At 70.4% G+C, this 24233-nt stretch carries 24 protein-coding genes and 1 pseudogene; 10 read left to right on the forward strand and 15 right to left on the reverse strand.

Annotated elements, in window-relative coordinates; genetic code table 11:
* Positions 1–2: 2 nt before the first annotated feature.
* Positions 3–866, reverse strand: coding sequence for a LysR family transcriptional regulator (locus tag J8M50_RS19465; RefSeq protein ID WP_010359377.1), 864 nt, complete (start codon positions 864–866; stop codon positions 3–5).
* 121 nt (positions 867–987) lie between these two features.
* Here J8M50_RS19465 and J8M50_RS19470 point away from each other — a divergent pair, with 121 nt between their 5' ends.
* Positions 988–1866, forward strand: a complete 879-nt coding sequence (locus J8M50_RS19470) for an NAD(P)H-binding protein (RefSeq protein ID WP_010359376.1) — start codon at positions 988–990, stop codon at positions 1864–1866.
* Here the strand turns inward: J8M50_RS19470 and J8M50_RS19475 are convergent.
* Positions 1842–2726 (reverse strand): LysR family transcriptional regulator, encoded by an 885-nt coding sequence (locus J8M50_RS19475; protein ID WP_010359375.1) that lies wholly within the window; start codon positions 2724–2726, stop codon positions 1842–1844. The genes J8M50_RS19470 and J8M50_RS19475 overlap by 25 nt on opposite strands.
* 120 nt (positions 2727–2846) lie before the next feature.
* Here J8M50_RS19475 and J8M50_RS19480 point away from each other — a divergent pair, with 120 nt between their 5' ends.
* The 6 genes from J8M50_RS19480 (at position 2847) to J8M50_RS19505 (ending at position 9070) form a co-directional block, all read left to right on the forward strand.
* The gene (locus J8M50_RS19480) at positions 2847–3518 is read left to right on the forward strand and encodes a succinate dehydrogenase (protein WP_010359373.1); all 672 of its coding nucleotides are present in this window, start codon (positions 2847–2849) and stop codon (positions 3516–3518) included.
* Position 3519: 1 nt separating this feature from the next.
* A complete protein-coding gene (locus J8M50_RS19485) occupies positions 3520–5469 on the forward strand; it encodes a fumarate reductase/succinate dehydrogenase flavoprotein subunit (protein ID WP_010359372.1) in 1950 nt (649 codons plus the stop codon).
* Complete coding sequence (locus tag J8M50_RS19490; RefSeq protein WP_010359371.1) at positions 5466–6215, forward strand: succinate dehydrogenase/fumarate reductase iron-sulfur subunit; 750 nt, start codon at positions 5466–5468, stop codon at positions 6213–6215. The genes J8M50_RS19485 and J8M50_RS19490 overlap by 4 nt, the downstream gene beginning before the upstream one ends.
* Before the next feature lie 278 nt (positions 6216–6493).
* Positions 6494–7264, forward strand: a complete 771-nt coding sequence (locus J8M50_RS19495) for a GNAT family N-acetyltransferase (RefSeq protein ID WP_010359370.1) — start codon at positions 6494–6496, stop codon at positions 7262–7264.
* Complete coding sequence (locus J8M50_RS19500; protein ID WP_075779881.1) at positions 7264–8025, forward strand: lysophospholipid acyltransferase family protein; 762 nt, start codon at positions 7264–7266, stop codon at positions 8023–8025. Before J8M50_RS19495 ends, J8M50_RS19500 begins: the two co-directional genes overlap by 1 nt.
* A gap of 4 nt (positions 8026–8029) precedes the next feature.
* Positions 8030–9070 carry an NAD-dependent epimerase/dehydratase family protein gene (locus tag J8M50_RS19505; protein WP_010359368.1) on the forward strand — a complete coding sequence of 347 codons (1041 nt, stop codon included), beginning with the start codon at positions 8030–8032 and terminating at the stop codon, positions 9068–9070.
* Here the strand turns inward: J8M50_RS19505 and J8M50_RS19510 are convergent.
* Genes J8M50_RS19510 through rpmF form a run of 4 tightly spaced genes read right to left on the reverse strand, consistent with a single transcriptional unit; the run spans position 9034 to position 12502 of the window.
* Positions 9034–10035, reverse strand: a complete 1002-nt coding sequence (locus J8M50_RS19510) for an LLM class flavin-dependent oxidoreductase (RefSeq protein ID WP_010359367.1) — start codon at positions 10033–10035, stop codon at positions 9034–9036. The genes J8M50_RS19505 and J8M50_RS19510 overlap by 37 nt on opposite strands.
* Positions 10036–10077: 42 nt before the next feature.
* Positions 10078–11127, reverse strand: a complete 1050-nt coding sequence (locus J8M50_RS19515; RefSeq protein ID WP_010359366.1) for a LacI family DNA-binding transcriptional regulator — start codon at positions 11125–11127, stop codon at positions 10078–10080.
* A 47-nt stretch (positions 11128–11174) separates the two neighbouring features.
* Positions 11175–12329 carry a GTP-binding protein gene (locus tag J8M50_RS19520; protein WP_010359365.1) on the reverse strand — a complete coding sequence of 385 codons (1155 nt, stop codon included), beginning with the start codon at positions 12327–12329 and terminating at the stop codon, positions 11175–11177.
* 2 nt (positions 12330–12331) lie between these two features.
* Complete coding sequence (gene rpmF, locus J8M50_RS19525; protein ID WP_010359363.1) at positions 12332–12502, reverse strand: 50S ribosomal protein L32; 171 nt, start codon at positions 12500–12502, stop codon at positions 12332–12334.
* Between the two features lie 165 nt (positions 12503–12667).
* Here rpmF and J8M50_RS19530 point away from each other — a divergent pair, with 165 nt between their 5' ends.
* Entirely contained in the window at positions 12668–13153 is a 486-nt protein-coding gene (locus tag J8M50_RS19530) for a phosphatase domain-containing protein (RefSeq protein ID WP_010359361.1), read from the forward strand.
* Positions 13154–13236: 83 nt separating this feature from the next.
* On the opposite strand, the gene J8M50_RS19535 is transcribed toward J8M50_RS19530, so the two are convergent.
* From J8M50_RS19535 to egtA, 5 genes are read right to left on the reverse strand one after another with little or no spacing between them, the layout of a single operon-like run.
* Complete coding sequence (locus J8M50_RS19535) at positions 13237–13452, reverse strand: dodecin (RefSeq protein ID WP_010359360.1); 216 nt, start codon at positions 13450–13452, stop codon at positions 13237–13239.
* A gap of 46 nt (positions 13453–13498) precedes the next feature.
* A complete protein-coding gene (gene egtD, locus J8M50_RS19540) occupies positions 13499–14461 on the reverse strand; it encodes an L-histidine N(alpha)-methyltransferase (RefSeq protein ID WP_010359358.1) in 963 nt (320 codons plus the stop codon).
* Positions 14458–15228 (reverse strand): ergothioneine biosynthesis protein EgtC, encoded by a 771-nt coding sequence (egtC, locus tag J8M50_RS19545; RefSeq protein WP_010359357.1) that lies wholly within the window; start codon positions 15226–15228, stop codon positions 14458–14460. The genes egtD and egtC overlap by 4 nt, the downstream gene beginning before the upstream one ends.
* Complete coding sequence (gene egtB / locus J8M50_RS19550) at positions 15228–16535, reverse strand: ergothioneine biosynthesis protein EgtB (RefSeq protein WP_010359356.1); 1308 nt, start codon at positions 16533–16535, stop codon at positions 15228–15230. The genes egtC and egtB overlap by 1 nt, the downstream gene beginning before the upstream one ends.
* Complete coding sequence (gene egtA, locus J8M50_RS19555; RefSeq protein WP_010359354.1) at positions 16532–17812, reverse strand: ergothioneine biosynthesis glutamate--cysteine ligase EgtA; 1281 nt, start codon at positions 17810–17812, stop codon at positions 16532–16534. Before egtA ends, egtB begins: the two co-directional genes overlap by 4 nt.
* A 316-nt stretch (positions 17813–18128) precedes the next feature.
* On the opposite strand from egtA, the gene J8M50_RS19560 reads away from it, so the two are divergent.
* Entirely contained in the window at positions 18129–18917 is a 789-nt protein-coding gene (locus tag J8M50_RS19560; RefSeq protein ID WP_010359352.1) for a TIGR02452 family protein, read from the forward strand.
* A 30-nt stretch (positions 18918–18947) separates the two neighbouring features.
* On the opposite strand, the gene J8M50_RS19565 is transcribed toward J8M50_RS19560, so the two are convergent.
* The 3 genes from J8M50_RS19565 to J8M50_RS19575 all read right to left on the reverse strand — a co-directional run bounded on the left by J8M50_RS19565 (position 18948) and on the right by J8M50_RS19575 (position 21320).
* A complete protein-coding gene (locus J8M50_RS19565; RefSeq protein WP_010359351.1) occupies positions 18948–19394 on the reverse strand; it encodes a type II toxin-antitoxin system PemK/MazF family toxin in 447 nt (148 codons plus the stop codon).
* A 94-nt stretch (positions 19395–19488) separates the two neighbouring features.
* Positions 19489–20967 (reverse strand): SPFH domain-containing protein, encoded by a 1479-nt coding sequence (locus tag J8M50_RS19570; RefSeq protein WP_010359349.1) that lies wholly within the window; start codon positions 20965–20967, stop codon positions 19489–19491.
* Between the two features lie 134 nt (positions 20968–21101).
* On the reverse strand, positions 21102–21320 hold the full coding sequence (locus J8M50_RS19575; protein ID WP_178855053.1) for an NfeD C-terminal domain-containing protein: 219 nt from the start codon (positions 21318–21320) through the stop codon (positions 21102–21104).
* 121 nt (positions 21321–21441) lie between these two features.
* On the opposite strand from J8M50_RS19575, the gene J8M50_RS19580 reads away from it, so the two are divergent.
* Positions 21442–22836: a glycoside hydrolase family 43 protein gene (locus J8M50_RS19580; RefSeq protein WP_010359346.1), complete on the forward strand. Its 1395-nt coding sequence runs from the start codon at positions 21442–21444 to the stop codon at positions 22834–22836.
* Positions 22837–23488: 652 nt separating this feature from the next.
* Here J8M50_RS19580 and J8M50_RS19585 read toward each other — a convergent pair.
* A pseudogene (locus J8M50_RS19585) lies at positions 23489–24141 on the reverse strand (IS5 family transposase).
* Positions 24142–24233: the final 92 nt, after the last annotated feature.

Raw genomic sequence — 24233 nt, forward strand, 5'->3', positions numbered from 1 at the left:
CCTCAGCTGATGGGGGTGGTCGTACGGGATTCCTGTGCGACCACCGACGCCGCGACCTCCTCCGCCACCCGCACCAGCGCCGCCACCGCCGTGGACCGGGACCGCTGGGGCCAGGCGACCGCCAGTGCCGACGGCGGCGCGTCGGTGACCGGGCGGTACACCACCCCGGGACGGGGATAGCGGGTCGCCACCGACGCCGGGAACAGGGTGAACAGGTCGCCGAGGGCGATCAGGGCGAGGAGTTGGGCCAGGTCGCGGCCGGGGGCCCGGACCCGGTCCAGGAAGTGGTTCAGGTCACCGGCGTTCAGGTTCAGGTCCGCGAGGGTCACGTGGTCGTGGGCCGCCAACGGGTGGGTCGCGGCGAGTGCGGCCACGCGGGGCTCCAGGAGGAGGGTCTCCGTGTCCAGGCCCGTGCGGTCGTACGGCTCGTGGATCAGGGCCACGTCCGCCTCGCCCCGGCGCAGGAGGCGGGGTTGTTCGTGCCAGGCGCAGAGGCGGACCGTGACCGGGAGGGCCGCCGGGGTGGTGGCGTACCGGGTCAGGAGGGGTGCCAGGAGGCCCGCGTCGCCGTCCGCCTTCACCGCGAGGACCAGGTTCGGGGCGGAGTCTCCGGCGCGGCGGGTGCGTCGTATCGCCGCTTCGAGCGCGTCCAGGGTGAAGCGGGCCTCGGGCAGGAGGACCGTGCCCGCCGGGGTGAGGGTGACGTGGTGGGTGGTGCGTTCGAAGAGGGGTACGCCCATGTCGCGTTCCAGTTTCGCGATCGCCCGGGACAACGGGGGCGCGGAGATGCCCAGCCGGGCTGCGGCGCGGGTGAAGTTGAGTTCCTCGGCTACGGCGACGAAATAGCGCAGGGCACGGGAATCCATGCGGCCCCCCTCGTGGTGTTGCTCCGAGGGTAACAACCCTGTCCTGAGCGGAACTTCAGTTGCCGGGACGGCCGGGAGAGGCTCGGGGCAGCCCAGCCGAGACCTTCCCCAGGAGCCTCCCGTGATCGTCCTCACCACCCCGACCGGCCAGATCGGCCACCTCCTGCTCGCCGCCCTGATGGCAGCCCGCGCCGACCTCCGCGTCATCGCCCGCGACCCCGACCGCCTCACCCCGGCCGTCCGCAGCGCCGTGGACGTCGTCCCCGGCTCGCACGCCGACCCGGACGTCCTCGACAAGGCGTTCACGGGAGCCGACCAGGTGTTCTGGCTGGTCCCCCCGACCCCGTCCGCCGCCACGTACCGCGCGCACTTCGACGCCTTCACCACCCCGTTGGTGAAGGCCCTCACCGCCCACCGCATACGCCGGGTCGTCACCGTCTCCACCCTGGGCCGGGGCATCGCACGCGACGCCGGTCTCATCTCCGCCACCCTCGACCTGGACGACGCGATCCGCGCGACCGGCGTCGCGCACCGCGCCGTATGCCCCCCGTTCCTGATGGAGAACCTCCTGCGCCAGGCGGACGCGATCCGCGACACCGGCGTACTACGGCTGGCCCTGGAGAGGGACCAGGTGTTGCGAACCTGCGCGGTCGCCGACGTCGCCACGACCTCCGCACGCCTCCTGCTCGACGAGGCATGGTCGGGACAGGAGGACGTCCCGGTCGTCGGCCCCGACGCCCTGACCCCGGACGAGATGGCAGCCGTCCTGGGGGAGGTGCTCGGCCGTGAAGTCACCTTCGAACGGACAACGTCGGCCCAACAGTCCGAGGCCATGCGCCGAGGCGGCGTCCCCGAAGGCTGGATCCAGGGCATGACGGAAATGACCCGAGCCCAGAACGAACAGGGTTTCTACGGCAGTTCAGCGCCGAGCACCCCGACGACCGCCCCCACCAGCCTCCGCGAGTGGTCCAGGGCTCACCTTTCGAGCAGCATCCGCTGAAGCTCCCGAGCGGCCCTCGGCGGAGCCACATCACTCCGATGGGCGAGCGCAATCGTCCGATGCAACCCCGGCCGGGCCAGCGGCGTCACCCGCAGCCCGTGCCCGGACCGCGCGGCGACCATGCGCGGTACGACGGCGACACCGAGCCCCGCCCGCACGAACCCGAGCACCGCGTCCATCTCCCCGCCCTCGACGGCGAACTCCGGCTCGAACCCGGCGGACCGGCACGCGGCGACGGTGAGTTCCCGCAGGTCGTAGCCGTGGCGGAACATCACGAGCCGCTCCCCGGCGAGGTCGGCGACCCGGACGGTGCGCCGCCCGCCGCCGGGGCGGGGCACGTCGGGGGACGAGACCACGACGAGGTCCTCCCGCAGCAGCTCGACGGTCGTGAGCGCGGGGGCCGGCGCGGGCAGGGGCAGGACGACCAGCGCGAGGTCCAGCGCACCCCGGGCGAGTTCGCGGATGAGATCGTGCGAACCGCCCTCCTCGATGAGGAGCTGCACGCCGGGATACCGGTCGTGGAACGCCCGCAGCACGTCGGGCAGCAGCCCCGTGCACAGACTCGGCGTCGCCCCCAGCCGTACCCGCCCGCCCCTCAACTGGACCAGTTCCCGCACCTCGTACCGCGCGGTCTCCGCGTCCGCGAGGATGCGCCGGGCCAGCGGGAGGAGCGCCTCGCCGGCGTCCGTGAGCGTGATGTTGCCCCGGGCCCGCAGGAACAGATCCGCCCCCAGCTCCCGCTCCAGCGCCTTGATCTGTTGCGACAGCGAAGGCTGTGCGACGTGCACGACCTCGGCGGCCCGGGTGAAGTGGCGGGTCTCCGCGACGGCGACGAAGTACTGAAGCTGCTGGAACTGCATGGTCCCACCATAGGCTCCAGCTATCGAATCAAGCCGGACCATGTCTTGGACCGATGGGCCGGAACGCGTCTAGCGTTCCGATCCATGGCTCTGGCAACGCGGACGGACCGACGGCCGTCGATGGCGCGCACCGTGTGGGACTCCTCCGTCGGCAAGAAGACCGTGATGGCCGTCAGCGGCCTGATCATGCTCGGCTACCTCGTCGTCCACATGCTCGGCAACCTGAAGATCTTCTTCGGGGCCGGCGAGTTCAACCACTACGCCCACTGGCTGCGCACGATCGGCGAGCCGTTCATGCACTACGAGTGGACGCTCTGGGTGATCCGCGTGGTGCTGGTGATCGCCGTGGTCGCCCACGCGGTCTCCGCGTACCAGCTCAGCCGCCGCGACCTCAAGGCGCGGCCCAGCAAGTACGTGCACGTCAAACGGCGTGCGAGCTACGCGACGCGCACCATGCGCTGGGGCGGGATCATCCTCGCCCTGTTCATCGTCTGGCACATCCTCGACCTGACCACCGGCACCGTCCACAGCGGCGGCTTCCAGGAGGGCAGGCCGTACCAGAACGTCGTGGACACCTTCTCCACCTGGTACGGCAACGTCATCTACATCACGGCGATGCTCGCGCTCGGCCTGCACGTGAGGCACGGGTTCTGGGCCGCCGCGCAGACCCTCGGCGCCGGGAGCCGGACCCGCGACCGGGCCCTCAGGACCACGGCAAACGTTCTCGCGCTGCTGCTCACGGCCGGTTTCATCGCCGTACCCGTGGGCGTCATGACCGGAGTGGTGAGCTGACATGACCTCTTACGCCGAGTACGCGACCGGTGCGCCGGTCGCCGACACCAAAGCGCCCTCGGGCGCGATCGCCGAGCGCTGGGACACCCGACGCTTCGAGGCGAAGCTCGTCAACCCGGCCAACCGGCGCAGGCACACGGTGATCGTCGTCGGGACCGGGCTCGCCGGGGGTTCGGCCGGGGCGACGCTTGCCGAACAGGGCTACCACGTCGTCCAGTTCTGCTTCCAGGACTCCCCGCGCCGCGCCCACTCCATCGCCGCGCAGGGCGGCATCAACGCGGCGAAGAACTACCGCAACGACGGCGACTCGATCCACCGGCTGTTCTACGACACCGTCAAGGGCGGCGACTTCAGGGCGCGCGAGTCCAACGTCCATCGCCTGGCGCAGATCTCGGTCGAGATCATCGACCAGTGCGTGGCGCAGGGCGTGCCGTTCGCGCGGGAGTACGGCGGGCTCCTCGACACGCGGTCCTTCGGCGGCGTCCAGGTCTCCCGTACGTTCTACGCACGCGGGCAGACCGGTCAGCAACTCCTGCTGGGCGCCTACCAGGCGCTGTCGCGGCAGATCGCCGCCGGGAACGTCGAGATGCACCCGCGCACCGAGATGCTCGACCTGATCGTCGTCGACGGGAAGGCGCGGGGGATCGTCGCGCGGGATCTCATCACCGGGCGCGTCGAGGCATACTTCGCGGACGCTGTCGTCCTCGCCAGCGGCGGTTACGGCAACGTTTTCTACCTGTCGACGAACGCGATGAACTCCAACGCGACGGCCGTGTGGCGGGCGCACCGGCGGGGCGCGTACTTCGCGAACCCCTGCTTCACGCAGATCCATCCCACGTGCATCCCGCGCACCGGCGAGCATCAGTCGAAACTCACGCTGATGAGCGAGTCGTTGCGCAACGACGGGCGGATCTGGGTGCCGAAGGCGAAGGGGGACACGCGGCCCGCGCACCAGATCCCCGAGGACGAGCGGGACTACTACCTGGAGCGGATCTACCCCTCCTTCGGCAACCTCGTCCCGCGCGACATCGCCTCCCGCGCCGCGAAGAACGTGTGCGACGAGGGACGGGGCGTCGGGCCCGGCGGACAGGGGGTGTACCTGGACTTCGCGGACGCCGTAAAACGCATGGGGCGCAAGGCGGTTGAGGCCAAGTACGGGAACCTCTTCGACATGTACCAGCGGATCACCGACGAGGATCCGTACGAGGTGCCGATGCGGATCTATCCGGCCGTGCACTACACGATGGGCGGGCTGTGGGTCGACTACGACCTCCAGACCACCGTCCCCGGGCTGTTCGCGATCGGCGAGGCCAACTTCTCCGACCACGGCGCGAATCGGCTCGGCGCGTCCGCGTTGATGCAGGGGCTCGCGGACGGGTACTTCGTGCTGCCGGCCACCATCAACGACTACCTCGCGCGCAACCCGCGCCAGAGCGAGGTGACGGCTGAACACCCCGTCGTCCAGGAGGTGTTGGCGGAGACCGAGGACCGGCTCCACCTGCTGCTGTCGGTCGACGGGGACCGGACGCCCGACTCCTTCCACCGTGAACTCGGGGAACTGATGTGGGAGTTCTGCGGGATGGCCCGTACGGACGCCGGGTTGCGCAAGGCGTTGGAGCGTATCCCGCAGATCCGCGAGGAGTTCTGGCGCCGCATCAAGGTCCCCGGCACCGGCGAGGAGTTCAACCAGTCGCTGGAGAAGGCGAATCGGATCGTCGACTACCTCGAACTCGCCGAGCTGATGTGCCTCGACGCGCTGCACCGCGCCGAGTCCTGCGGCGGGCACTTCCGCGAGGAGTCCCAGACGCCGGACGGCGAAGCCGCCCGCCACGACGAGGAGTTCGCCTATGCGGCGGCCTGGGAGTTCACCGGCACCGGCGAGGCGCCCACGCTCCACAAGGAAGACCTCGTCTTCGAGTACGTCCACCCCACCCAGCGGAGCTACGCATGAGGCTCACCCTGCGCGTCTGGCGCCAGCGCGACACCGAGGCCGACGGGGCCATGTCGACGTACGAGGTCGACGGGATCTCGCCCGACATGTCGTTCCTGGAGATGCTTGACACGCTCAACGAGGAACTGATCCTGAAGGGCGAGGAGCCGGTCGCCTTCGACCACGACTGCCGTGAAGGGATCTGCGGGGTCTGCTCGTTGGTCATCAACGGCGACGCGCACGGGCCGGAGCGGACGACGACCTGCCAGCTCCACATGCGGTCCTTCAAGGACGGCGACACGATCGACGTGGAGCCGTGGCGGGCGTCCGCGTTCCCGGTGATCAAGGACCTGGTCGTCGACCGGTCCGCCTTCGACCGGATCATCCAGGCGGGCGGCTACATCACCGCCCCCACGGGCGCGGCTCCCGAGGCCCACGCGACACCGGTACCGAAGCCCGACGCCGACTTCGCCTTCGAGCACGCGGAGTGCATCGGCTGCGGGGCCTGTGTCGCCGCGTGTCCCAACGGGGCGGCGATGCTGTTCACTTCGGCCAAGGTCAACCACTTGAACGTCCTGCCGCAGGGGGCGCCGGAACGCGAGACGCGGGTCCTGGACATGGTGGCGCAGATGGACGAGGAGGGCTTCGGCGGCTGCACGCTGACGGGCGAGTGCGCGACGGCCTGCCCCAAGGGCATCCCCCTGGTCTCCATCACCGGCATGAACAAGGAGTGGCTCCGGGCCACGCGCAAGGCGGGGAAGCGGTAACCCGCCACAAGACGTTCGCCGACAAGGTGCGGACGGGCGGGGCCGGAGTGGTGCTCATTCCGGTCCCGCCAAGGCGGTAACCGGCCAATACCCCTCGGGGTCGCCTCCCGTCCACCGCCCCGCCCCCGGAACCGGACCCCCCGGACACCCGCCCCGAGCCGTTCAGCCTCTCCACATCAAAGTTCTCGGAACTGGTCACGTACACGCCAACCGGCGTCGGGAGAACAGGGACGTGCGGCACCGCTCGCCGCCGTTCGCCTGTTACTCGGGAGAGAGTCATGACCGGCGTTTCCACGCTCGACCGTCCTCAGCAGAACGTGGCGCCGATGCGCTACGCAGTGAGCCTGGCGCGTAGTGAGGAGGATGTACGGGCCGCGCAGCGGCTGCGGTACGAGGTGTTCGCGGGGGAGATGGGGGCCCTGCTCGGCGGCCCGCAACCGGGCCTCGACGTCGACTCCTTCGACGCCTACTGCGACCACCTGCTCGTCCGCGACACGGAGACCGGCGAGGTCGTCGGAACGTACCGGCTGCTGCCCCCGGAGCGCGCCGCCGTCGCCGGACGCCTGTACTCCGAGGGCGAGTTCGACCTCACGCCCCTCGACGCGATCCGCCCGAACCTCGTCGAGGTCGGCCGCTCCTGCGTGCACCCCGAGCACCGCGACGGCGCCGTCATCTCGCTGATCTGGGCCGGCATCGCCCGCTACATGGTCGACCGGGGCCACGAGTGGCTGGCCGGCTGCTGCTCGATACCGCTCGCCGACGGCGGGAAGCTCGCCGCCGCGACCTGGGACCGCGTCCAGGCGAAGAACCTCGCGCCGGAGGAGTTCCGGGTACGCCCGCTGCTGCCGTGGGTGCCGAAGGAGCCCGCCCCGGCGGAGCGCACCGAACTGCCCGCCCTGCTGCGCGGCTACCTGCGGCTCGGCGCCTGGGTGTGCGGGGAGCCCGCGCACGACCCGGACTTCGGGGTCGCCGACCTGTACGTGCTGCTGTCGATGCGCAAGGTCAACTCCCGCTACCTGCGCCACTTCCTCTCCCTCGCCCCGGCCTGATGAGCGTCTGGCTGCCGACCGCGCCCTGCACCCCCAGGGCGTGCATCGAGCCGGGTCGCTGCGCGCGCGTATGGGGTGCGCCGAGGCTGCTGGCCGTGGTGGCGCTGATCCTCGCCGGGGTCGCGGGTTCCTTCGTCGTCCGGTGGCTGCCGGGCGCGCTGGTGCGGACCTGGGCGCGGAGCGTCGTACGCGCCTGCGGCGTACGGGTCCGGATCACCGGGGCCGCACCCCCGGACGGCGGGCTGCTGGTCGTCGCGAACCACATCTCGTGGCTGGACGTGCCGCTGCTCGCGGCCGTGCGGCCCGCGAGGATGCTGGCCAAGCGGGAGATCCGGCAGTGGCCGGTCGCGGGCCCGATCGCCGCGCGCGCCGCGCTGTTCATCGACCGGGACCGGCTGCGGGCCCTGCCCGGCACGGTCGCGACGATCGCCGGCGCGCTGCGCGGGGGCCGGGCGGTCGCCGTGTTCCCCGAGGGCTCCACCTGGTGCGGACGCGAGCACGGCCGGTTCCGGCGCGCGGTGTTCCAGGCCGCGCTGGACGCCGGGACGCCCGTGCAGCCGGTACGCATCCGGTACCGGACCGCCGACGGCCGCGAGAGCACCGCGCCCGCCTTCATCGGCGACGACTCCCTCCTCGCGTCCGTGTGGCGGGTCGTCACCGCGCGGCGGCTCGTCGCCGAGGTCGAGGTGCTCCCGGTCGTCGACCCCGCGAAATATCCCGACCGCAGGTCTCTCGCCCGCGCCGCCGAAGTGGGATCATGAGCGGGTGGATACGGTCCTGGTCACGGGCGGCAGCGGATTCGTCGCGGCCCATCTGGTACGGGAGTTGCTGGAGCGGGGCTACCGGGTGCACGCCACGGTCCGCAGCCTCACGGCCACCGCGAAGGTCGCCCCGCTCACGGCACTCGGCGAGCAACACCCCGGCGCGCTAAGGCTGTTCGAGGCCGACCTGATGGAGGACGGCTCCTTCGACGAGGTGGCGCGGGGCTGCTCCGTCGTCTTCCACGTCGCCTCGCCCTTCCTCATGCCGGAGAAGATCAAGGACGGTCAGCGGGACGTCGTCGACCCCGCGCTCACCGGAACACGCAATGTCCTGGGGGCGGTTGAGCGTGCGGAGAGTGTCCGCAGGCTCGTCTTCACGTCCACGGTCGGCGCGATCTTCGGCGACTACTCCGACGTACTCACCGACATGGGCGGCGAGTTGACCGAGAAGTACGTCAACTCCAGCAGCACCGTGGCCAACAACCCGTACCACTACGCCAAGACCGTTGCGGAACAGGCCGCTTGGGACGCGCACGGCGCTCAGGGCCGGTGGTCCATGGTCGCCGTCAACCCCGGGCTGATCCTCGGGCCCTCCCTCACCCCGGCCTCCGACTCCGGCAGCCTCTTCCTGCTCGATGAGCTGTTCAAGGGCTACTTCTGGTACGGCGCACCGGACTTCAGCTTCACCACGGTCGACGTCCGCGACGTCGCCCTCGCGCACATCGCCGCCGCCGAGAACCCCGACGCGCACGGGCGGTACATCCTCGCCGAGAAGGAGATGACGTCGTTCCACCAGATGGCGACGGCGATCCGACGGCACCACAAGAACTGGCGGCTGCCCCGAACCGCCTTGCCGCACTGGCCCGTTCGCATCCTCGGGCCCGCGTTCGGGCTGACCCAGGACTACATCCGTAAGCACCTCGGCATCCGGTTCACCGTCGACAACCGGCGCAGCACCGAGGAGTTGGGGATCAGGTACCGGCCGGTCGAGGAGACGCTGGTCGACCACTACCGGTCGTGGATGACGTCCGCCAGCCGACGGTAGGAGTCGAGCAGGGCCGCACGGTCGTACGTACTCGTCGTCACCAGCACCTCCTGCGCCCCCGTCTCCTTGACCAGCCGCTCCAGGCCCTCGGCGACCTGCTCCTCGGTGCCGGCGAGGTGGCCGGTCAGGGCGTCGGCGTAGAAACCCCGCTGCTTGGCGGTCATCTCGCGGCGCTCGATCTCCTCGGCGGGCGGCAGGGGCGGGAAGGCGCCGTGCGTGCGGGAGTACGCCGACGACCAGGCCTCCGGGACCAGGATGCGGTGAGCGGCCTCGGGGGTGGCGGCTACGGCGATCGTGCCCGAGATCACGACGTACGGCTCGGCCGCCCAGGGGGAGGGGCGGAACGCCGTCCGGTAGCGGTCGATGCCCGACAGCATCTTGTCGCGGCTGCGCAGGTCGCCGATGACCATCGGGAGGCCGAGGCGCGCGGCGATGTCGGCGCCCTCGCCCATCGCCAGCACGAACGGCGGCACGGTGAGGCCCTCCGAGGGGCGGGCGCGGACGCCGGTCGGGGAGGTGCCCGCGAACCAGCCGAGCAGCTCCTCGATCTGCGCGGCGAAGTCCTCGGCGGCGTCCTTGTCGTGCCCCAGCGCCTTGCGGACGCCGTCCGTGAAGCCCACCGAGCGGCCGAGGCCCATGTCGATGCGCCCCGGGTACAGCGACTCCAGCACCCCGAACTGCTCGGCGACGATCAGCGGGCGGTGGTTCGGGAGCATCACGCCGCCCGTGCCGACCCGGATCGTGCGCGTCGCCCCGGCGACGGCCGCCGCGAGCACGGTCGGTGCGGAACCGGCTACGCCGGGTACGCCGTGGTGCTCCGACACCCAGAAGCGGTGGTAGCCCAGCGCTTCGGCGTCCCGCGCGAACCGGACCGTGTCCCGCAGGGCCTCGGCGGGGGAGTGGCCCTCGCGGGTGCGGGAGCGGTCGAGGACGGAGAAACGCGTTGCTGCGAGCAGTGAGGTCACACAGGGTTCAACGCTGTGGGGCGCGGGAGATTCCTGGCCTGTTTAGATTAGGGGTGCCACTGAGCGGCGTACGACCAGCTGTGTGCCGAGTACGACATGGTCGTCCAGCCCCCGTTCCTCCGCCGGGCGCAACGCCAGCCGCACCGCCGTACGCCCCAGTTCCTCGTACGGCACCCGCACGGTCGTCAGACCCGGCGTGAGGTCGGCGGCGAAGGGGACGTCGTCGAAACCGATCACCGAGACGTCCTCCGGGACCCTCAGTTCCGCCTCCTTCAGGGCGGCCAGCGCGCCGACGGCGACCGTGTCCGTGCCCGCGAAGACGGCCGTGAAGCGTACGCCCGCGCGCAGCGCGTCCCGGGTGCGGAGGTAGCCGGAGGAGCGGGTGAAGGGGCCCGGTACGTCGAGGTCGGCGTCCGGCGCGACACTGTGCCCGCGCAACGCCTCCTCGAAACCCGCCCGGCGCTGCTCGGCCGTACTGAAACGCCGCTCCCCGCCGAGGAACAGGATGCGGCGGTGCCCGGCGATCAGCAGGTGCGACGCTGCCTGGAAGGCGCCCGCGCGGTTGTCGTACTCGACGACCGACGCCGGGATCCCGGCCGCCAGCGGGGGACGGCCGACCAGCACGAGCCGCGAACCGGCCGCGTCCAGCGCCCGCGCGTACCCGGCCGTACGGCGCCGGTACGCCTCGTCCAGGAACGCGCCCCCGACCAGCAGGACCGCCGCCGCGTGCTGCTGGCGGGCGAGCTGGACCAGCGCGTCCTCGCGGGCCGGGTCGTCGCGCGTCGCGCACACCAGGCTGAGCCGGCCCCGGTCGGCGGCCTCCTGCTCGACCCCGGCGGCGACATGCGCCAGCGACGGGCCGGTGATGTCCTTCACGACCAGCGCGATCGGGCCCGCGACCTGGCCGGACAGGGCCTTGGCGTGCACGTTCACGACGTAGTGCAGCGCCTCGACGGCGTTCAGCACGCGTCTGCGGGTGTCCTCCGACACCGGGTAGTCGCCCGCGAGGGTCCGGGAGACGGTGGCCACCGATACGCCCGCGCGCGCGGCGACGTCCCTGATCGTGCTGGGCCGTTGCTTTTCCCTGGTCACGGGGGTCGACGTTACTAGACGGGGTGGTGGGCCCTGACGTCACCTTTTCAGGCTGCTTGTTCGTGCTCGCAGGTGTCGTCGATTCCGTGGGTCTCCCACAGGGGGAACGGGTCGTCGTCGACTTGCTCGCCCGGTGTCAGGAGGCAGTCCGACAGGGCGAGTTGGAGGTCTGCTGCTTTCAAGTGCGTGCCGATGAACACCAGTTCCTGCGCGTACGGCGCCTCGTCGTCGCGGGCCGCCGAAGGTTCGAAGCGGGCGACCGTGCCCGCCTGCGACCACAGGCCGGTGACGTGGGGGCGGGTCGAGAGGGTGAAGAAGCCCTTCGAGCGCAGGATCTTGCCGTAACTCCCGCTGTCCAGGCGCTCCGTGACGAACGTCCACAACCTGCCGGGGTGGAAGGGGAGTTCGGAGCGGAACACGGTCGACGAGATGCCGTACTCCTCCGTCTCCGGGACGTGGTCGCCGTTCAACTCCTTCACCCAGCCCGGGGCTTGCTGGGCCCGCTCCAGGTCGAAGCGGTTCGTGTCCAGGACCTCGTGGAGAGGGACGTGGCTCTGGGTCGCCGTGACGATCCTCGCCGTCGGGTTGAGGCGGGTGAGCGTCGCGTGGAGGTGGTCGGCGGTGGGGGTGTCGACCAGGTCCAGCTTGTTGAGGACGATGACGTCCGCGAACTCGACCTGGTCGATCAGGAGGTCGCTCACCGTGCGCTCGTCGTCCTCGAAGGGGGCCAGGCCGCGCTCGGCGAGTTCGTCCCCGGTGTCCAGCTCCGTGAGGAAGTTCGCCGCGTCGACGACGGTGACCATCGTGTCGAGGCGGGCCACGTCGCCGAGGGTGGCGCCGTCGTCGCGCGCGAACGCGAACGTCGCGGCGACAGGAAGCGGTTCCGAAATTCCGCTTGATTCGATCAGAAGGTGATCGAAACGGCCCTCCCGCGCGAGGCGGTCCACTTCTTCCAGCAGGTCGTCCCTGAGCGTGCAGCAGATGCAGCCGTTCGTCATCTCGACGAGGCGTTCCTCGGTCCGCGAGAGCGCCGCCTCGCCGCCCCTCACCAGGGCCGCGTCGATGTTCACCTCGCTCATGTCGTTCACGATCACCGCGACTTTGAGGCCCTCGCGGTTGTTCAGGACGTGGTTGAGGAGGGTCGTCTTGCCCGCGCCGAGGAATCCGGAGAGGACGGTCACCGGGAGGCGGTCGTGTGTCACGGTCAGCCTTCGGGGTGGAGGAGGCCGCGTTCGTACGCCTTGACCAGGTTCTGGGGGACGAGGTGCTGGACGCCGTCGATGGTTACGGGGACCAGGGCGGGGACGGTCGCTTTCCACTGGGCGCGGCGGTGGCGGGTGTTGCTGCGGGACATCTTGCGTTTGGGGACGGCCATGGGGGCTCCTCGGGGTGGGGTGGGTGCGCGGGGGTGGGCCCGTGGGGTCGGGCTCCGCGTGGAGGAGGTTAGCTGAAAATGGTTCCCATTAACAATTGGGGTGGGAGTCGGGCCGGGGGCCGGCATCAAGGGGCGTTGTCAGTGGTGCCGCCTACTGTTGATCCCGTGACCGACAGCCGACCCCTCGCCGTCTTCGACCTCGACAACACCCTTGCCGATACGGCCCACCGTCAGCGGTTCCTCCAGGGTGCCCAGCGTGACTGGGCCGCCTTCTTCGCCGCCGCCCCCGAAGACCCACCGCTCGCCGAGGGTATCGCCCTCGCCGTCTCCAGCGCCGAGGAGTGCGAGGTCGTCTACCTCACCGGACGCCCCGAGCGCTGCCGCCGCGACACCCTGGAGTGGCTCGAACGCCACGGCCTCCCCGAGGGCCGCGTCCACATGCGCCGCAACGACGACCGCCGCCCGGCACGGCAGACCAAGCTGGAACTCCTGCGGAAGTTCGCGCGGGGCAGAGAGGTCCGGGTCCTGGTGGACGACGACGAACTCGTGTGCGCGGACGCGGAGAAGGCCGGGTTCAAGGTGGTGGTGGCGAGGTGGACGACACCGTCGGAGGCGCTGCGGGAGGCACAGGAGGGGGAGGGGCGTACGTGAACGGGCGGAGTCGCGCACGGCTCGACAAGGCGCGGCAGGACCACCCCGACGCGTACGCCGCGCAGCTGAACGCGAGAGACGCCTCAGCTCTCCTCGTCCAGCCTGAACCCGACCTTCAGCCCCACCTGCCAGTGCGCGACCTCCCCGTTCTCGATCTGCCCCCTGACCTGCGTCACCTCGAACCAGTCGAGGTTGCGCAGGGTCCGGGACGCGCGGGCGACGCCGTTGCGGACGGCCTGGTCCACGCTCTCGGGGGACGTGCCGACGATCTCGGTGACCCGGTATGTGTGGTTCGACATACGTCCACCGTGCCTCACGCCAGGGGATGGCGCGAGGCGTGGGCGGTCAGCGGGCGGTGGACAGGGACAGGGCGAAGCGGCCCGCCGCGTCGGTCCACCAGTGGGTGAGGTCCAGACCGGCCGCGGCCAGCTCCGTCCTGATCCCCTCCTCCCGGAACTTCGCGGAGACCTCCGTACGCAGCTCCTCGCCCGCCGCGAAGTCCACGGCCAGGTCGAGCGCGGGCACCTTGACCGTCTGCGCGGCCTTGGACCGCAGCCGCATCTCGATCCACTCGTGGTCCGCGTCCCACAGGGCGACGTGGTCGAAGGCGTCCGGGTGGAAGTCGGCGCCGAGTTCGCGGTCGACGACGCTGAGGACGTTCTTGTTGAACGCGGCGGTCACCCCGGCGGAGTCGTCGTACGCCCGGACCAGCGTCTCCTCGTCCTTCACCAGGTCCGTCCCCAGGAGAAACGTGTCGCCGGGGGAGAGGAGCGTACGGACGGCGGCGAGGAACGCGGTGCGTTCGGCGGGTACGAGGTTGCCGATCGTGCCGCCGAGGAAGGCGAGCAGCCTCGGGCCCGGGGTCTCGGGGAGACGCAGGCCGTTCGTGAAGTCCGCGATCAGGGCGTGGATGGTCAGGCCGGGGTGCTCCACGAGGAGCGCCTCCCCGGCCTGGGTGAGGGCGCTCTCGCTCACGTCCACGGGGACGTACGTGTCCAAGTCCCTTAGTTCCGCGAGGAGATGACGCGTCTTGTCGGAGGAGCCCGAGCCCAGCTCCACCAGCGTACGGGCGTTGGAGGCCCCGGCGATCTCGGGGGCGCGGGTCAGGAGGATCTCCCGTTCGGCGCGGGTCGGGTAGTACTCGGGCAACTCGGTGATCTGGTCGAAGAGTTCGCTGCCACGAGCGTCGTAGAACCACTTCGGCGGAAGCCACTTGGGGTTCGAGGTAAGCCCACGCAGAACGTCAGCACGCAGGGCCGCGTCGGTGGCGCCCTCGGGCAGGGTGCGGGTGAGACGGAACGGGCTCACGGACGGGGCTCCTTCGGTGCGTCGAGGTCCTTGAGGGGGCTCAGTAGGACCTCCGTGCGGGTAGCGGTCAGGAGAGTGGCGTCGGGGACCTCCCGCCAGGCGGAGTCGCCGTCGTACGGCTCGGAGGCGACGACCACCCCGCGCCCGGGATCGAGGAGGTACCAGAGACTGTCGCCCCAGGCGGTCGCCGCGATCGAAGTACCGTCCGTGGCAAGGAGATTGAGCCGGGAGCCGGGGGCGGCTTCGGCGACCTCGACGACGGTGAGGGCCAGCGCGTCACTCAGTGACATCTTTTGGAGCCGCGCCAGCACCAGCGCCCACACGAACGCCGAGTCCGTGCGCGCCTCCAACGACAGCAGGTCCGCCGCCGGGAGCGTTCCGGTCAGGGGGGCCATGGAACCCGGCCAGCCCTTCACCGCCCCGTTGTGGCTGAACAGCCACCCGCCCGAGGCGAACGGGGCCGCCGCCGCTTCTCCGTCCGCGCCTGGGAGCGTCGCGTCGCGTACGGCGGCCAGGAGGGCGTGGGTTCGGACCACTCGGGCCAGGTCGGGGAATGTGAGGTCGGCCCAGATCGGGCCCGTTCGGCGGTAGCGGGCCGGGGCCGGGTCGCCGTCCGCGTACCAACCCACCCCGAAACCATCCGCGTTGACCGTCCCCGAACGCTGGTGCAGCGGCTCCCAGGACTGGCGTACCAGGCTGTGCGCGGGGTCCGACAGGAGCCGTCCCAGCGGCAACGGGTCGCCCACATAGGCGAGGTGACGGCACATCAGACAGCCTCCGAGCGGGCCGTACGGAACCCGGAGAAGATCTGGCGGCGGATCGGATAGTCCCAGTTGCGGAACGTGCCCCGGCAGGCGACCTCGTCCACGGCGAACGAACCGCCGCGCAGGACTTTGTACTCGGGCCCGTAGAACACCTCGGAGTACTCCTTGTACGGGAACGCCCTGAACCCCGGATAGGGCAGGAAGTCGCTCGCCGTCCACTCCCACACGTCGCCGATCAACTGCCGTACACCGTGCGGGGATTCACCGGCCGGGTAGCTCCCCGCAGGGGCCGGGCGCAGATGGCGCTGGCCGAGGTTGGCGTGCTCGGGCGAGGGCGTCGCGTCGCCCCACGGGTAGCGGCGGGACGTCTCCGTCGCCGGGTCGTGGCGGGCGGCCTTCTCCCACTCCGCCTCCGTCGGCAGCCGGCGTCCGGCCCAGCGGGCGTACGCGTCGGCCTCGTACCAGCAGACGTGCACGACGGGCTCGTCCGGCGGAACCACCTCCGTCACCCCGAACCGGCGGCGCAGCCACTGGCCGCCGTCGCTGTGCCAGAACTGGGGCGCACGGATGGCGTGTTGGCGGATGTGCGCCCAGCCGGCCGGGTGCCACCAGCGGGGCTCGTCGTAGCCGCCGTCCTCGATGAAGCGCAGATACGCGCCGTTCGTGACCGGCGTCGTGTCGAGGTAAAAGGCGGCCACCTCACGGCGGTGCGCGGGGCGTTCGTTGTCCAGCGCCCACGGTTCGGAGTCCGTGCCCATCGTGAACTCCCCGCCGGGGACGAGGACTTCGGCCGGTCCGGTGAACGGGCCCACCGGGCCGGGGTCCGGCGCGGTCAGAACCTGCGGGCCCTTGCGGAGCTGATGGGTGATCAGCATCGTCTCGTCGTGCTGCTGTTCGTGCTGCGCGATCATCCCGAAGGCGAACCCCGCCTCGGTGAGCCGGGTGCCCTGGAAGTCGGACTTCTCCAGCAAGTCCATGACTCTGCCCCGGACTTCGGCCGCGTACGCGCGCGCCTCGGCGGGCGGCAGCAGCGGCAGCGTCGGGCGCGCGGAGCGGGGGTGCTCGAACGCGTCGTAGAGGCTGTCGATCTCCGGCCGCATCGGATCACCGCCGCCGACCGTGCGCAGGAGCCACAGCTCCTCCTGGTTGCCGATGTGCGCGAGGTCCCACACGAGCGGCGACATCAGCGGGGAGTGCTGGGCGGTGAGGTCGGGGTCCTCGACGCAGGAGGTGAGGAGGTCGGTGCGGGCGCGGGCCGTGGTCAGGGTGTCCAGCGCCCGCTGCCGTATGGACTCGGGGTCGGTGGTCATCGGTGGATCTCCTCGCCGTACAGGCTGTCGAGCAGGTCGTCCGCCGGACAGCGGCCCGGGACGACGTAACGGTCGTAGTAATCGGTTACCGCGTCGATCACCGCCGGGGACGCGCCCAGGCGGGGCAGGGCCTCCAGGGCCGCCGCGAAGCACGCCTGCGCGATCTCGTGCAGCTCCGGATCGCCGAGGCCCTCGCGGGCGGCCGTGATCCACAGCGGGTTGTGCGGGGCCGGTTGCGACCGCGTGCGTTCCACCAGCGGTTTCACCGCGCGGTAGGCGCGCTCGGCGGCCTCCGGGTCGTCGAACAGGGCCGTCGTCACCGCGAGCGGGACGATCCAGCCGTCCTCGCCGGGCTGCGCGTCGATCATCCGCAGCTCCAGGTGACCGCGCGGGCGCACCGGCGGGAACAGGGTCGAGATGTGGTAGTCGAGGTCCGCGCGGGTCGGGGTGCCGGTGCGGATCCACTCCCGGAAGGTCAGGTCCTCCGGCACGTCCCACGGCCCGCTGTCGCGCCGTACGCACATCACCGGCGCGTCCAGGACCAGCCGCGACCACGCGTCGCGCGGGGCGTGCGCGAGGTCGGGGCCGCCCGCGCGGCCTGTGCCGATCTCCAGCCACAGGAGCTGCCGCGTCGAACGCCAGCCGGTGGGTTCCGCGCCGAGCAGCGGGGAGTTCGCGAACGCCGCGACCAGGACGGCGCCCAGGTGGTGCGCCAGCCACCAGCGCCGGCCGAGCCCCAGCGGCCCCGGCTCCTCGAACCCGGCGTCCAGGCACACCTGCACCGACGCCGAGGTGCACATCATCGCCCTGCCCGCCGGGCCCGTCCGGTCGAGATACGCCTCCATCGCGTCGTACCGGGGCTCGCGCAGGTAGCGGCGGGGGCCGTGCCAGGGGTCGGTGCCGATACCGGCGAGCGCGAGGCCCAGCGGGGCCAGTGCGGCGCGTACGGCGGTGAGGTCCGCCGAGACCGTGTTCACGCACTCCGTCAGGGAGGCGGCCGGGCGGGAGCTGAGCTCCAGCTGTCCGCCGGGTTCCACGGTGAGCGCGGAGTCCAGCGGGATGTTTCTGAGGGCCTCGTAGGCCGTTTCCAGTCGGGTACGGGTCACCGGGCGGCGGGGTTCGGTCAGCTCGTGGACGAGCCACTCGACCTCCACGCCGACCGTCCGGGGCGGGCCGGTCTTGAAGCAGATGCCCCTGACCAGGGCTTCCACCTCAGCCTCCGTCACGGCTGTACGGACGTCCGTACAGTCGCCGCCGTCACTCACAGAGTCGGACATTCGGGATCCTCCTGGGGTTCCACCATGCCATCGGTCCGGCTCGGACGGGCGCCCGGCCGGGATCACTCGTCCCACCCAAAGCCCTCGGGGCGGATCCCACAAGGGGGCGAAACGGGGTGTAACGGCTTTCTTCTCGGGGTTCCTCCGCACGTCACGCTGTCGTCGTGCCGGCGTCCCGCGGGCGTATCCGGGGCGTATCCGGGACGTATTCGGGGCGGGAAAATCCGTTGCGGGGTGCGTCCCGGGTCGCGGACGATGGTTGCATGAGCACGACAGGGGAGGGCGTCGCGTTCATGGCGTCCACGGGGGTGACGCCATGAGCGCGCGGCTCAGGGGGATCGCCAAGGAGACGGTCCAGATCGTCTCGGCGGGGGGCTACCGGGGGGTGTCCTTCGGCGCGGCCGTCGAAGCGGCGCGGGCGGGTACGCGGATGGTGGGACCGGAGGCCGTTCCCTGCACGCCGGTCCCCGTGACCGGCACCGTCATCGACGTCACCGGCGAGAGCAGTCTCGAAGCGGCCCGCCGCCTCGCCGACCAGCCTGTCGCCGTCCTCAATTTCGCCTCCGCGCGGAATCCCGGCGGGGGTTTTCTGAACGGCGCGCAGGCTCAGGAAGAGGCTTTGTGCCGGGCTTCCGCGCTATATGCGTGTCTGCTTGAGGCGCCCGAATTCTTCGCATATCACCGGTCCCATCGGGACCCCTTTTACAGCGACCGGGTCATTCATTCACCCGGGGTTCCTGTTTTCCGGGACGACCGAGGTCGCCTCCTCGACGAACCTTTTCACGCCGGTTTCCTGACCGCTGCCGCGCCCAACGCCGGGGTGATCCGGCGGACCTTGCCGGAGCGTGTCGACGAGGTGCCGGGGGCCCTGGCGGTGCGTGCCGAGCGGGTGTTGGAGACCGCCGTCGCGTTCGGGTACCGGCGCGTGGTGCTCGGCGCCTGGGGGTGCGGGGTGTTCCAGAACGATCCGGTCCAGGTGGCCGGGGTGTTTCGGGAATTGCTGGACGGGAGGTTTTCCGGGGCGTTCGAGAGGGTGGTTTTCGGGGTGCTGGACCGGACGCCGGGTGCGGTGGTCCGGGGGGCTTTCTCCGAGGCGTTCGCGTAAGGGCCGCTTTCCGCGGCCCTCACTCATCGTCTATGTCCAGCCGTACCGCTCGTGCAGCCGCTGCCGTACGAGATTGAAGCGGCCCCGGTCCAGCGCGCACGCCTCGCGGCGCATGCCGTCCTCGTGCAGGCGCAGCACCCTGTCCACGTCCACCCACGAGTCGCGGCCCGACTTGTCCCACGGGCCGTTGCCGATGGGGACCCACTCGCGGTCGGCGTCGTGGCGTTTGCTGGAGAGCTGGACCGCGAGCAGGGTGCCCCGGGGTTCGCGGGCCACGACCAGGACGGGGCGGTCCTTGCCCCGGCCGTCGTTCTCCTCGAAGGGGACCCAGGTCCAGACGATCTCGCCGGGATCGGGGTCGCCGTCGTGCTCGGGCGCGTACTCGGTGCGGACACGGCCGACCTCACGGGGGTCGGCCTCGGTGGTCGCGGTGGCGCCGAAGCGGCCCGGGACGTCGTCATCGGTGAACGTACTCACGACATGCAGCCTAGAGGTCGGTGAGTGAGACGAGTACGAGTGTGAGGCGAGCCCCGCGTGGGGCTCGCCTCGACTCGCGTACGTATTAAGCGAGTTACTCCTTGTCGACCGCGACCTTCTGAGCCACGGGAGACGCCACCGGCGACACGGCCGGAGCGACCGCCGCCTGCCCATCAGGGCTCATCGACGCCAGCAACTGGCGTGCCAGGCCAAGGCCCGTACCGCCCATCGTCAGCGCCTTCGCGAACAACTCCCCCATCCCCTCGGCCCCGTTGAGCAACACCATGTTGTCGACGTTGCCGAACGCGGACGCCCCCGCCTGGACGATCTCCGGCCACTTCTCGGCGAGTTGCTGCGCGACGACGGCCTCCTGGTTCTCGGCGAGGGCAGCGGCCCGCGCCTTGATCGCCTCGGCCTCGGCGAGCCCCTTCGCCCGGGTCGACTCGGCGGCGGCGAGCCCCTTGGCCTGAGCGGCGGCAGCCTCCGCCTCACCGGTCGCGCGGGTCGACGCGGCCGACGCCGTACCCCGCGCCTTCGTCGCCTCGGCCTCCGCACCGGCCGCCTGCTTGACCCTGGACGCCTCGGCCGCGGCGGCGAGTTCGGTCTCCTTCGCCTTGGCCTGCGCCGCCGAGATCCGCGCGTCGCGCTCGGCCTCCGCGAGGGTGCGCTTCTCGTACGCTTGAGCGTCGGCCGGTTTACGGACGTCCGCCTGGAGCTGCTGCTCGCGCCGCTGCGCCTCCAGTTCGGCGACGCGGGTCTCCTGCACGACGACTTCTTGCCGCGCCCCCGCCTCGGCAAGTGGCCCCGCCTGCCGGGCCTTTGCCGCAGCGTGGTCGCGCTCGGCCTGGTAACCGGCCTGGAGGATCTCGCTGTCGCGCGTCGCCTCCGACATCCGCGCCGCCGCCTGCTGCTCCGCCTCGGTGGCGAGCCGGTTGGCCTCGGCCTGCGCGATGCGCGCGTCCCGCTGGACGGCCGCAGCGTGCGGCATCGCCAGGTTCTGGATGTACCCGGTCGGGTCCTCGATCTCGTGGATCTGCAACGAGTCGACGATCAGCCCGAGTTTCTCCATCTCGGTCCCGCACGCCGCCCGGGTCTGCCCGGTCAGTTTCTCCCGGTCGCGGATCATGTCCTCGACCGTCAACCCGCCCACGATGGACCGCAGATGACCGGCGAACACGTTGTGCACGCGCTCCGACATCAGCCGCTGCTGGTCCAGGAACCGGCGGGCCGCGTTGGCGATCGACACGAAGTCGTCACCCACCTTGAAGATGACAACTCCGCGCACCTTCAGCGGAATCCCCTGGTGCGTGACGCAATCCACCTGCAACTCGGTCTCGTTGAGGTCGAGCGACAGCTTGCGCACCGCCTGCACGCCCGGCATCACCAGCGTGCCGCGCCCCGTGACGATCCGGAACCCCATCCCCGCTTCGAGACCCTCGGTCCGATGGTTCGAACCCGAGATGACCAGCGCCTCGTTGGGCTCCGCCACCCGCCACATCATCTTGAACAAACCGATCACGGCGAGCACGGCGACAACCGTCACACCCGCAACGACGCCGATGACCATCGGCATACGCCCCCTTGTGATGGTGCCCTTTCGGCACCGAACGAAAGGGAGTGTGCGCCCGCGCGCGCCCCAGGAGAAGAGACCGCCCGATCTTTGTCACAACCTTGACGAACATCTCTCTCACCTGGGACTTCGTACGCTCAACTGTCGTACGCGGCCGTCACGTACACGGTCCTCGGCGGCAGGTGCTCCACCACCATCACCACCGTCCCCGTCGCGAACCGTTCCCCGTTGTTCGCCGGATACGCGAGGAAGTGCTCCGCCCCGCCCCGCACCCGGACGATGACCTCCCCGACGAGCCCGGGCCCGATCGCCCCCGTGACCCGCCCCATGAGCCCGACCATCGACACATCGTCCATCTTCACAGGTTAGGCCAGTGCCCAACCCATTGACGTGTCTCATTCACACCCCTACCTTCTGATCGACTTTCCGAACCTTGTTCGGCGGGTCGAACCCCACAGAGTGTCAGGGAGAGCCGCCATGACCACACACCCCCATCCCCCCACGCCGTCCCGCCGCAGCCTGCTGCGCGCGCTCGCGATCGTTCCCGCCGCCGCCCTCGTCCTCGGCGAGGCCCCCGGACTGCTGGGGAGCGCGCTGGCCGCCGCGCCCGCCAGCGGTTCCGCGACCCGGTACACCATCGTCCCGTTCCTCAACAGCGACGACGGGACGGTGAACGTCTACACGTCCGACGACGGCACCGACTTCCGGCTCGCGAAGTCCTCCGCGTACACGCCGCCGAGCAACCGCATCCGGGACGCGAGTGTCTTCAAGCACACGGACGGCAACTACTACCTGACGTACACCACGCACACCTGGCAGGACGTCAGCACGACGATCGGGTTCGCGCGCAGCTCCGACCGGGTCAACTGGACGTTCCTGTACGACTACACGGTGCCGATCGCGAACCTGTCCCGTGCCTGGGCGCCGGAGTGGTTCGTCGACAGCGACGGCAGCGTCAACGTCATCGTCTCCTGCTCGCTCACCAGCGACGAGTGGATCTTCACGCCGTACCGCCTCAGGGCCACGAACTCGGCGCTGACCGCGTGGAGTTCACCGGTCGCCCTGTCCGGCATCGGCGCCAACCACATCGACACGTACATCGTGAAGACCGGTTCGACCTATCACGCGTTCACGAAGAACGAGACGACCAAGTACATCGAGTACGCCACCGCGTCCTCCCTCAACGGCCCCTACACGATCTCGAAGACGGGCGACTGGGCCGGCTGGGGCAGCTACCGCGAGGGCCCCTCGGTGATCCAGCTCGACAACGGCGCCTGGCGGATCTACTTCGACGGCTACGGCGACGGCAAGTACTACTACAGCGACAGCTACGACACCTTCGCGACCTGGTCCGCGCCGAAGGCCCTGCCCGGGATCTCCGGTACGGCACGCCACTTCACGGTCATCAAGGAGACCGTCTCCGGCGGCCCGGCGATCACGCGGAACGCGACGCGGTCCTTCCAGTCCGTCAACTACCCCACCCGGTACTGGGAGCAGCAGTCCGCTCTGCTCAACCTCCCGGTGATCACCGGCTCCAGCGCCACCGCCGACAAACAGGCCGCGACCTTCACGGTCGTCGCCGGACTGGCCGACTCTAACGGCTACTCGCTGCGCGACGCGTCCGGCAAGTACCTGCGGCACTGGGACTTCCGGGGCCGGTTCGACACGAACGACGGAACGTCGACGTTCGCCCGCGACGCGACGTTCGTCGCGCGCACGGGCAGTACGTCGGGCGCGGTGCGCTTCGAGTCGTACAACTACCCCGGCTACTACCTGCGCCACTGGGACTACCAACTCCGCGTGGACCCGACGGACGGCACGGACGTCTTCAGACAGGACAGCTCGTTCGTCCCGGTGACGGCCTGGGGCTGACCTGTACCTCCCCTGACCTGGGAAGCGGCGTCGGAGGGTGTGGAGGACTGCCCGCTACTTCCCTCGTTTTCCCGGGAGTTCCCGGCCTGGTGTGCAATAAATGTGCACCAGGCCGGGCGGGGGCGGTCGTTGAGGCCGCTCGGTGGGGTGTACGGCTTGGTCGGTCCGGCATCGGAGCCTTGGCCTGGGCGCATAGGCCAGTCACGGCGCTTTCCCCATCGACTTGCCGACTCTCAGGAGCTGGCGGGGAAGGACGCGCGCGGTGGGTACCGGCACGGCCGGTTGCAGGGCGGTGGTGTCAGTGAGGGCACTGGCTGAAGGGACCGAGCGGAGGGCCTTCGGGAGGCGTGGATTTCGGGTTGATGCGTGGGTCCGGCCGCTGTGTGCCCTCGTGGCCGCCGACTGCGCTGCTGTTCTCGGTGGAACTTCTCGTCCATGGTTCGCTGTTGGGTCGGGCACGGATACTTGACGTCCGCCATCGAGAAGTTCACCGACGTCCGATTTCCGCTGAGACCTTGCGCACGGAGCTGCATATCGGGGCAGGACGCGCCCGGCAACTGGTCGCTCTCATCAGAGATACGTGATCTGTTCAGAAGTCCCCAGAGGGTGTATCAACAGGGTTGAGTTGAGGTCTACCTCGCAGTTACAACGGCTAACACAATGAGCTGAGTTGTCGGTGGGTGATCAGGCAGCAGGCGAGTTTGAGGACTGCTTCGTGGATGTCGGCTCGGTGTTTCTCGACCACCCACCGGTAGGTGCCCAGTCCGGTGCCGTGTCGTGTTCCGCGGCGGGCGATGGCCCGCACGATGCCGCGTTCGCGGACCTGGTCGCGGTCGATGTCGTGGTCGTTGCCGCCGGTCGGCAGGACGGCGAGCGGGGTGCCGTGTCCGTCGGTGATGAGGTGGTGTTTCGAGCCGGCCCGGCTGCGGTCGACCGGCGAGGGGCCCGTGTGGTGCCCCCTTTCAGGGCTCTGACGTGGGAGGAGTCGACCACGCAGCGGGACCGGTCCAGGCGTGAGGCTGCGTTCAGTTCGGCGAGCGGAATCTCGTGGAGCCGCTGCCACACGCCGGCCTCGTTCCAGTCCCGCAGGCGACGCCAGCAGGTCGTGCCCGAACCGAAGCCCAGTTCTTTCGGGAGGTACTCCCACTGGATGCCGGTGTGCAGCACGTAGAGGATCCCGCACAGCACCTCCCGGTCCGGTAACGCCTTGCGGCCCGGGTACCCGAAGCGCCGTTCGCGCTGCGGCAGCAGCGGCTCCAGACGGTCCCACAGGTCATCCGACACGATCCACGGCGATGTCCCCACGCCAGGCCGAACGCTCAACCCCCGCCCCGGACACGGCCATCAGCGCCGATCCACCTCATCGTGTCAGCCGTTGTTAGAGCATGCCTGACCAG

Origin of the sequence: Streptomyces acidiscabies (assembly GCF_020010905.1) — a bacterium.
In the GTDB taxonomy this organism is placed as follows: domain Bacteria; phylum Actinomycetota; class Actinomycetes; order Streptomycetales; family Streptomycetaceae; genus Streptomyces; species Streptomyces acidiscabies.